The organism is Roseicyclus sp., assembly GCF_965662675.1.
GTDB lineage: Bacteria > Pseudomonadota > Alphaproteobacteria > Rhodobacterales > Rhodobacteraceae > Roseicyclus.
On the sequence record NZ_CBFIIK010000117.1, the window covers coordinates 1 to 7,889 of the forward strand.

Annotated in this window: 9 protein-coding genes; 6 read left to right on the forward strand and 3 right to left on the reverse strand. The window is 62.8% G+C overall.

The window, feature by feature from the left end:
- Nucleotides 1–1,232: peptide chain release factor 3 (locus ACTG4J_RS13525; protein ID WP_439140271.1), on the reverse strand; the 1,232-nt coding region annotated here is incomplete at its 3' end.
- A gap of 45 nt (nucleotides 1,233–1,277) precedes the next feature.
- Nucleotides 1,278–2,282 (reverse strand): Hint domain-containing protein, encoded by a 1,005-nt coding sequence (locus tag ACTG4J_RS13530; protein WP_439140272.1) that lies wholly within the window; start codon nucleotides 2,280–2,282, stop codon nucleotides 1,278–1,280.
- A 121-nt stretch (nucleotides 2,283–2,403) separates the two neighbouring features.
- Between ACTG4J_RS13530 and ACTG4J_RS13535 the strand changes: the two genes are divergently transcribed.
- The 6 genes from ACTG4J_RS13535 (at nucleotide 2,404) to ACTG4J_RS13560 (ending at nucleotide 6,962) form a co-directional block, all read left to right on the forward strand.
- Nucleotides 2,404–3,183 (forward strand): SDR family oxidoreductase, encoded by a 780-nt coding sequence (locus tag ACTG4J_RS13535; RefSeq protein ID WP_439140273.1) that lies wholly within the window; start codon nucleotides 2,404–2,406, stop codon nucleotides 3,181–3,183.
- 85 nt (nucleotides 3,184–3,268) lie between these two features.
- Nucleotides 3,269–4,351 carry an ABC transporter ATP-binding protein gene (locus tag ACTG4J_RS13540; RefSeq protein WP_439140274.1) on the forward strand — a complete coding sequence of 361 codons (1,083 nt, stop codon included), beginning with the start codon at nucleotides 3,269–3,271 and terminating at the stop codon, nucleotides 4,349–4,351.
- 127 nt (nucleotides 4,352–4,478) lie between these two features.
- Entirely contained in the window at nucleotides 4,479–4,712 is a 234-nt protein-coding gene (locus ACTG4J_RS13545; protein WP_422239554.1) for a twin-arginine translocase TatA/TatE family subunit, read from the forward strand.
- Nucleotides 4,713–4,769: 57 nt separating this feature from the next.
- Nucleotides 4,770–5,252: a Sec-independent protein translocase protein TatB gene (gene tatB, locus ACTG4J_RS13550; RefSeq protein WP_439140275.1), complete on the forward strand. Its 483-nt coding sequence runs from the start codon at nucleotides 4,770–4,772 to the stop codon at nucleotides 5,250–5,252.
- On the forward strand, nucleotides 5,249–6,118 hold the full coding sequence (gene tatC / locus ACTG4J_RS13555; RefSeq protein WP_439140276.1) for a twin-arginine translocase subunit TatC: 870 nt from the start codon (nucleotides 5,249–5,251) through the stop codon (nucleotides 6,116–6,118). Before tatB ends, tatC begins: the two co-directional genes overlap by 4 nt.
- Nucleotides 6,119–6,122: 4 nt before the next feature.
- Nucleotides 6,123–6,962 (forward strand): ATP-binding protein, encoded by an 840-nt coding sequence (locus ACTG4J_RS13560; RefSeq protein ID WP_439140277.1) that lies wholly within the window; start codon nucleotides 6,123–6,125, stop codon nucleotides 6,960–6,962.
- A gap of 8 nt (nucleotides 6,963–6,970) precedes the next feature.
- On the opposite strand, the gene ACTG4J_RS13565 is transcribed toward ACTG4J_RS13560, so the two are convergent.
- On the reverse strand, nucleotides 6,971–7,889 hold a 919-nt coding region (locus ACTG4J_RS13565; RefSeq protein ID WP_439140278.1), incomplete at its 5' end, for an alkane 1-monooxygenase.

Genomic DNA, 7,889 nt, shown 5'->3' on the forward strand with positions numbered 1-7,889 from the left:
TCGCCCGCGCGCGCGGTTTGCAGCAGTTCCGGCGCGAAAGAGGGGATGCCAGTGACCTTGAGCGTCTCGCCTTCGGTCAGCGTGTCACCGATGCGAAGCTGCCCGTGATTGGGAATGCCGATGATGTCGCCGGCCCAAGCCTCTTCGGCCAATTCGCGGTCGGCGGCCAGAAACAGCACCGGGTTGGTGATCGCCATCGGTTTGCCTGCGCGCACATGGTGCAGTTTCATACCGCGTTCGAAATGCCCGGACGCCAGCCGCACAAAGGCCACCCGGTCGCGGTGCTTGGGGTCCATATTGGCCTGCACCTTGAAGACGAAGCCCGCGACCTTGCCCTCTTCAGGCGCGATCTGGCGGGGTTCGGCGCGCTGGGGCTGGGGGGCGGGTCCGAATTCCCCGATCCCGTCCATCAATTCCTTCACACCGAAAGAGTTGATCGCCGAGCCGAACCAGATCGGTGTCATCGACCCTTCAAGAAAGCGGTCACGGTCGAAGGCGGGCAAGAGCGCGCGGGCCATCTCAAGCTCTTCGCGCAGCTTGCCCAGCAGTTCGGCGGGCACATGCTTGGCCAAAGCCGGGTCATCCAGCCCGGTGATCTTGATCGATTCCGCGACCTTGTTGCGGTCGGCGCGGTCCATGATCTCAAGCCGGTCATGCAATATGTCATAGGCGCCGACGAAATCGCGCCCCACCCCGATGGGCCAGCTTGCCGGCGTCACATCGATGGCGAGGTTTTCCTGGATCTCGTCGATGATCTCGAAGGTGTCGCGGCTTTCGCGGTCCATCTTGTTACAAAAGGTCAAGATCGGCAGATCGCGCAGGCGGCAGACCTCGAACAGCTTTTGAGTCTGGCTTTCCACACCCTTGGCCCCGTCGATCACCATGATCGCGGCATCCACGGCGGTCAGCGTGCGATAGGTGTCTTCGGAAAAATCGCTGTGGCCGGGCGTGTCGACAAGGTTGAAGCGGTATTGCCCAAAATCGAACGACATGGCCGAGGCGGACACCGAAATGCCCCTGTCCTTTTCCATCTGCATGAAATCCGAGCGCGTGCGCCGCGCCTCGCCCTTGGCGCGAACCTGTCCGGCCATCTGGATCGCGCCGCCAAACAGCAGGAATTTTTCGGTCAGCGTCGTCTTGCCCGCATCGGGATGCGAAATGATGGCGAATGTCCGGCGCCGCGCGATCTCGGGCGGCAGGGAGGGGCGGTTCACTGGGGCGTTGTCCAACATGGGCGCGATATAGCGATGCAATCGGGCCGGGGCAATCGGGCTGGATCAGTCGTCTTGACCACGGCTTGCGCGCGTCAGCCGTTCCGCCGCGTCGGAGCTGCTTCCCAAGGCGCGCGCGTCCACCTCGAGCGATGCGGCCGCGCGCCGTTCGGCGGCGATGGTTTCCAAGGCGACCCCTTCGGGCAGGCGATCTTGCCCGTCAGATGTGACAAGCAGGCTTTCGACCGCGATCCCTTCGGCAAAGATCACTTCGCGCCCGTCGAACAGGATTTGGTAGCTGTCGATATGACCGCCTTCGTCGCGATGCACGGTCGTGCCATTGACCAAGAGCGCGGCCTTGACGAGGATTTCGGCCCGGCCGGTGCCAAGCGTGTCGCGGCGCTGCCAGATGAAAAGGCGATGTTCGGGGCTCAGCAACAGGTCGCGCGCAGTGTGCAATGTGCCGGCGGTAATGCGGATCGGTGCCGCGGCACCGGTCGCGCGGCGCGTTTGGTGGCCGATCCAACGGATCGGACGCGGTCCATGGTCGCGCGTCAGGATCATATCCCCGATCGCGAGCGTTTCGACCGGTGCTTGTGCCCCGCCAGCCAGTGTGATGCGGGTGCCTGCGAAAAAGCTGACCGAGACGATATCGGCGAAACGCGCAGGCGCCATTGTGGGCGATGAACCGATCAATTCATATTCGACGCCGGGCCGGATCGGGGACAGCGGCAAAAGATGCAGCGTTGTCTCTTCCCGGTCGTCGGTGCGGCGCAGAACCAATACCTCGACCGTTTCGCCCGCGCGGCCCATCAGGCTGTGGCAATCCACGATCGTCAGCGCGTCACCCGGTCGGCCGACTTGCGATCCGTCGGCGACGACCTGTCCCAGCACGGGGCTTTCGCAGATATGCAAGTGATCCGGCCCCACATCACGGGCCAGCCGATAGGTGTCACCGGGTATCGCGGCCGGGCCCAAGCCGATCGGATCGCCCTCATTGGCCCCGCTTTGCGCTTGCAACGCCGCGGCGGGGTATGTGGCGAAACGGTAAAGTGGTGTGAAATCCGGCATATTCTGTCTTTTGATGAAATCTCATCTTTCGGTATGCCGCGCGATGGGTCTGGTCAAGTCTGGCCGTTGGTATCTGTCGCTGCTAGGACAGCGCGAATGAATCCGAACAGGAGGCGAGATCATGGATCTGGGGATTGCAGGAAAGCGCGCGCTGGTTTGCGCATCATCCAAGGGTTTGGGCCGTGGTTGCGCCGAAGCGCTGGCCGAGGCGGGTGTAGTGCTTGTGCTCAATGCACGTGGTGCCGAGGCCTTGGACAAGACCGCACAACAGATCCGCGACCGTTATGGCGTCAAGGTCACGGCGATTGCCGCAGATATCACAGATGCCGCGGATCGCGCGCGCGTGCTGGATGCCGCGGGTGCTGTCGATATCCTCATCACCAATGCCGGTGGCCCGCCCCCCGGCCTGTGGTCGGATTGGTCGCGCGATGATTTCATCCGCGCCCTCGACGCCAATATGTTGACGCCGATCGCGCTGATGACGGCCTTGATGCCCGGCATGATCGACCGGGGTTGGGGCCGGGTGGTCAATATCACCTCGCAATCGGTCAAGGCACCGATCCCACAACTTGGCCTGTCCAATGCCGCGCGTACCGGGCTGACCGGCTATGTCGCCGGCACCGCGCGCCAAGTTGCGCAGTTCGGCGTCACGCTGAACAATCTCTTGCCCGGATCGCATGACACCGACCGCGCCGTCGCCTTGGAAAAAGGCGTCGCGAATGCGCAGAATGTCTCGCTCGAAGAGGCGCGCAAGATCCGCTGCAAATCCATTCCCTCGGGCCGTTATGGCACGATCGAGGAATTCGGCGCGACCTGCGCTTTCTTGTGTTCTCAGCATGCCGGCTTCATCGTTGGCCAGAACATCTTGCTCGATGGCGGCCAAACCAGCGCCACGATCTGACCGGGCGGGCGCGGGTCGGCTTGCCAGCCCGCGCCTTGGCTGTTAGCTCGGGTCTCCGAGGGAAATAATCGGATATACAGCGCCCATGACAGACAGGCCCCGTCTGGAAGTCGATCGCATCACCTGTCGATTCGACGGGCGCGATGTGGTGCGCGATGTCAGCTTCACCGTCCGTGCGGGCGAGGTGATGTGCTTGCTGGGCCCTTCGGGTTGCGGCAAATCCACTAGCTTGCGCGTGATCGCGGGGATCGAGCGTCAGATCGCGGGGGCGGTGCGTGCCGATGGCGTCACCTTGTCGGATGAACAGCTTCACCTCCCGCCCGAGGCGCGCGGTGTCGGGCTGATCTTTCAGGATTTCGCGCTGTTTCCCCATCTCAGTGTCGCGCAGAACGTGGGCTTTGGCCTGAAGGGCAGCAAGGCCGAGATCGCGCGCCGCGTCGATGAATTGCTCGCAAAGGTCGATCTGCCGGGCTATGGCGACAAGGCGCCGCACATGTTGTCAGGCGGCGAGCAGCAGCGCGTGGCGCTGGCCCGCGCGCTCGCCCCGCGCCCGCGCATCATGTTGATGGACGAACCCTTCTCGGGTCTCGACAACCGCCTGCGCGATGGCATCCGCGACGAGACGCTGCAGTTATTGAAGGAAGAAGGCACCGCCGTCGTGCTGGTCACCCATGAACCCGAAGAAGCGATGCGCATGGCCGACCAGATCGCGCTGATGCGCGACGGGGTGATCGTGCAAAAAGGTGCGCCCTATAACATCTACAACGCCCCTGCCGACAAGGCGGCGGCCGCATTTTTCAGCGATATCAATGTGATCCGGGGAAAGGTGCAAGGCGCGTTGGTTGACACCGCCTTTGGCCAGTTCCTGGCGCCCGGCCATCCCGATGGCACCGAGGTCGAGATCGTTTTCCGCCCGCAGCATGTGAAGATCGATTTCGACCGTGGCGGTCGCGGGCCCAACCCAACCCCGCAAGATGGGACGCCTGCCCGCGGGATCGTGGCGCGCGCGCGCTTCATGGGTCATGAAAGCCTTGTCGAATTCCGCATGGATTTCGATGGCGGCATCCTCAAGGCGACAGTCCCGGCGGTGTTTTTGCCCAAGCCCGGCACGCCACTTTGGCTGACCGTGCGGCGCGATCGCTGCTTCGTCTTCGCGAAAAAGCGCTGATCACATCGCCCCGACACGCGATTTGGGGCTTTGATCTGCCGCGGGGAACACATACCTATGGACTCTGAAAACCGAAAGCGAACCGCGCATGGGTCAGATCTGCGCGGATGGGGTTAGGGAGAAAGACATGCTCAACAATATCGGACCAGCAGGCCTGCTGCTGATCGCCATCGTGGTGCTCGTGCTTTTTGGACGCGGCAAGATCGCGGGCCTTATGGGCGAGGTCGGCAAGGGCATTACCGCCTTCAAGCGCGGTGTGAAGGATTCCTCGGCCGAGATCGAGAATGCCGCGACACCCGATGCCGAAGATGGCACCCGCGCGCGCGATGTGACGCCGCAGGGCAACAGCGACAAAGCCTGATCACGCGCCCGCATCCCGCGTGCCGCGGGAAAGGGCCATTTTCGAACAGGGACATGCATGCCTGATATCGGCTGGATGGAGCTTCTGGTGATCGGCGTCGTCGCGCTGATCGTCGTGGGGCCAAAGGATCTTCCGGTGATGTTCCGGAAGTTCGGACAGTTCACCGGCAAGCTCCGGTCGATGGCGCGTGACTTTCAGCGCGCCATGAACGATGCCGCCGATGAGGCCGGGGTCAGCGAGATCAACCGCGATCTGCGCAATGCGACCAAATATGCCCGTAATCCCGCCAAGGCCGGGATGGACGCGCTCAAGGACACGATGGGCGACCCCTTCGAGCTTGATCCGACGAAATACGACGAAGGTAGCGAGACCCGCCGCATCGCCGAAGAGAAACTGGCCAACGCCAAGAAGCTGCGCGATCAGATCGATGCCCGCAACGCGGCCAAAACCGCGCCGCCCGCAGCCGCGGATGCGCCGCAGGCCGATGTCGTGGATAAGCCCGCAGCGCCCGCCACGACCACGGAACCGACGAAATCATGAGCGCTGAAGACAAGATCCAAGACAGCTCGGCCCCGTTGATCGAGCATCTGGCCGAGTTGCGCACCCGGCTGATCAGATCTGTCATGGCCTTTGTCGTCGGCATGGTCGCGATGTTCACGATCGCCGAACCGATCCTTGAATTCATCTCGCAACCGCTGGCCGAGGTGCTGCGTGCCCGCGGCGAGGATGCGCGCCTGATCTTTACCGCGCCGCAAGAAAAATTCTTCGTCTTGATCCGTATCTCGATCGTGATGGGGTTTGCGGTCAGCTTTCCGGTGATCGCCCACCAGCTTTGGCGTTTCGTGGCGCCAGGGCTCTATAAATCCGAACAAGGCGCGATCTTGCCTTTCCTGATCGCCTCGCCCGTGCTGTTTTTGATCGGCGCGTCCTTTGCCCATTACATCGTCACGCCCTTGGCGATGAATTTCTTCATCGGCTTTTCAGATGCGATCCCGGCCTTGGCTAACCTTATCGCGGGGGATGGCACGTTCCAAAACCCTGATGCAGCGGCCGATACGGGTATTCAGACGGTATTCTTGGGCTCGATCCGCGAAAGCCTCGATCTGGCGCTGAAATTCATCTTCGCCTTCGGGCTCTGCTTTCAATTGCCGGTTCTCTTGACGCTTTTGGGCAAGGCGGGGCTGGTCACGGCGGCGGGTCTTGGGGCCGTGCGCAAATGGGCGGTCGTAGGTATTTTGACGCTTGCCGCCCTTGTCACCCCCCCCGATGTGGTGACGCAGTTGATCTTGTTCACGGCCGTTTACGGGCTTTACGAGATTTCAATCCTCTTGGTGCGCTTGGTTGAACGCAGCCGCATCCGCCGGATGCGTGCCGAGGGTATTCTCGACGAAGACGAAGAGCTTTGATCCCATGTCAGATGATCCGCTTGCCCGCATCGCCGATGCGCTAGAACGCATGGCCCCTTTGCCGGCCCCAACGCCTGATTGGCATGCGGCGACCGCCTTTGTTTGGCACGCCAACCCTGACCACCTCGCCGCGGTCGGGCATGTGAACCGGGTGGCGCTGGACCTGCTGCACGGCATTTCCCGCGCGCGCGACACGCTGTTGACCAATACCGCGCAATTCGCCCGCGGCCTGCCCGCCAATAACGCCCTGCTCTGGGGCTCACGCGGGATGGGGAAATCCTCGCTCGTCAAGGCGGTGCATGCCGCCTGTCTGGCGGATGCCCCCGATCTGAAACTGGTCGAAGTGCAGCGCGAAGACCTGCCCTCCATCGGCCGCCTGCTGACGCTTTTGCGCGCAGCCCCTGTGCGCGTGATCCTGTTTTGCGATGACCTGTCATTCTCGCATGACGACCAGCATTACAAATCGCTCAAAGCCGTTCTTGATGGCGGGGTCGAGGGGCGGCCGGACAATGTGATTTTCTACGCCACCTCGAACCGGCGCCACCTGATGCCGCGCGACATGATCGAGAATGAGCGCTCCAGCGCGATCAACCCTTCCGAGGCGGTCGAGGAAAAGGTCTCGCTCTCGGATCGGTTTGGGCTGTGGCTGGGCTTTCATGCCTGCACCCAAGATGAATATCTCGCCATGATCCGCGGCTATTGCGCGGCCTATGGGCTGGTGATCGAGGATAGCCGCTTGGTGGCTGAGGCGATCGAATGGCAGGCTACGCGCGGCTCGCGCTCGGGCCGTGTTGCATGGCAGTTCTTCTGCGATCTGGCGGGACGTTCGGGCGTTTCGATCTGACGCTTCGCTTACCGTGCCGCCGCTTGCAACCTTGCGATCAGCGGGTCGGACGGGGCCTCGGGCATGGCGGCCGCAGGGGCCGTTGCCGCGATGCGCGCAGCGGCGGCCTCCATCACCCTGAGCGCCCGGCGATCCATCCGGCGACGCCAGATCGACGGGACCAGCGCGATCATCGCCATCACCGGCAGCGCATGGGGCAGCATCGGCACATCGGCTTGCGGGTTCAGCCGGTCATAGGGCCTGTCAGGGTGCATGTGATGTTCGGAATGCGAGGGGGCATTCATCATCAGATAGCTCGAAAAGCCTCGCGGCGCGTTCCAGCTATGATGCGGGGCGACCGGTTCGCGGCGTCCATTCGGCAAGATAAGGCGCTGCAGCCCGTAATGCTGGAGGTAATCCGACATCAAGATCTGCGTCCCGAACATGGCCCAGAAAAAGAGCAACACAACCCCGCCGCCGAAGCCGCCGATCCAGATCGCACCAATCATCGCGACTGCGGCCAGCGCGACCCACAGCACATAGGGCGTGTTGAGCGGATGCGCCTTGCGCCCTTGGCGCTGAAGCCGCGCCATTTCGCTGTCCAGCCCTGCGATGAACGAGCCCCGCCAAGCCCGTGGCAGATAGGCCCAAAAACCTTCGCCGGGATGGGGGGTGTTAGGGTCATCCTCGGTGCCGACATGGCGGTGATGGACCAGCCGATGTGCCGAGACATGGTGACCAAAGCCCGTCACACCATAGACGAGCGCGCCCAATCCGCGCGCCATGCGATCCTTACGATGGATCAGCTCATGCGCATTGGGATGGCTGACCTGCCCCATGAAGCTTGCCAGCGCCAAGATCAGCAAAAGGCCTTGGCCCGTCGACGGACGCCCTGCGGCCAGCGCGCCCAAGACCAATGCCAGCAAAACCAGATGCGCAACCGCCAAG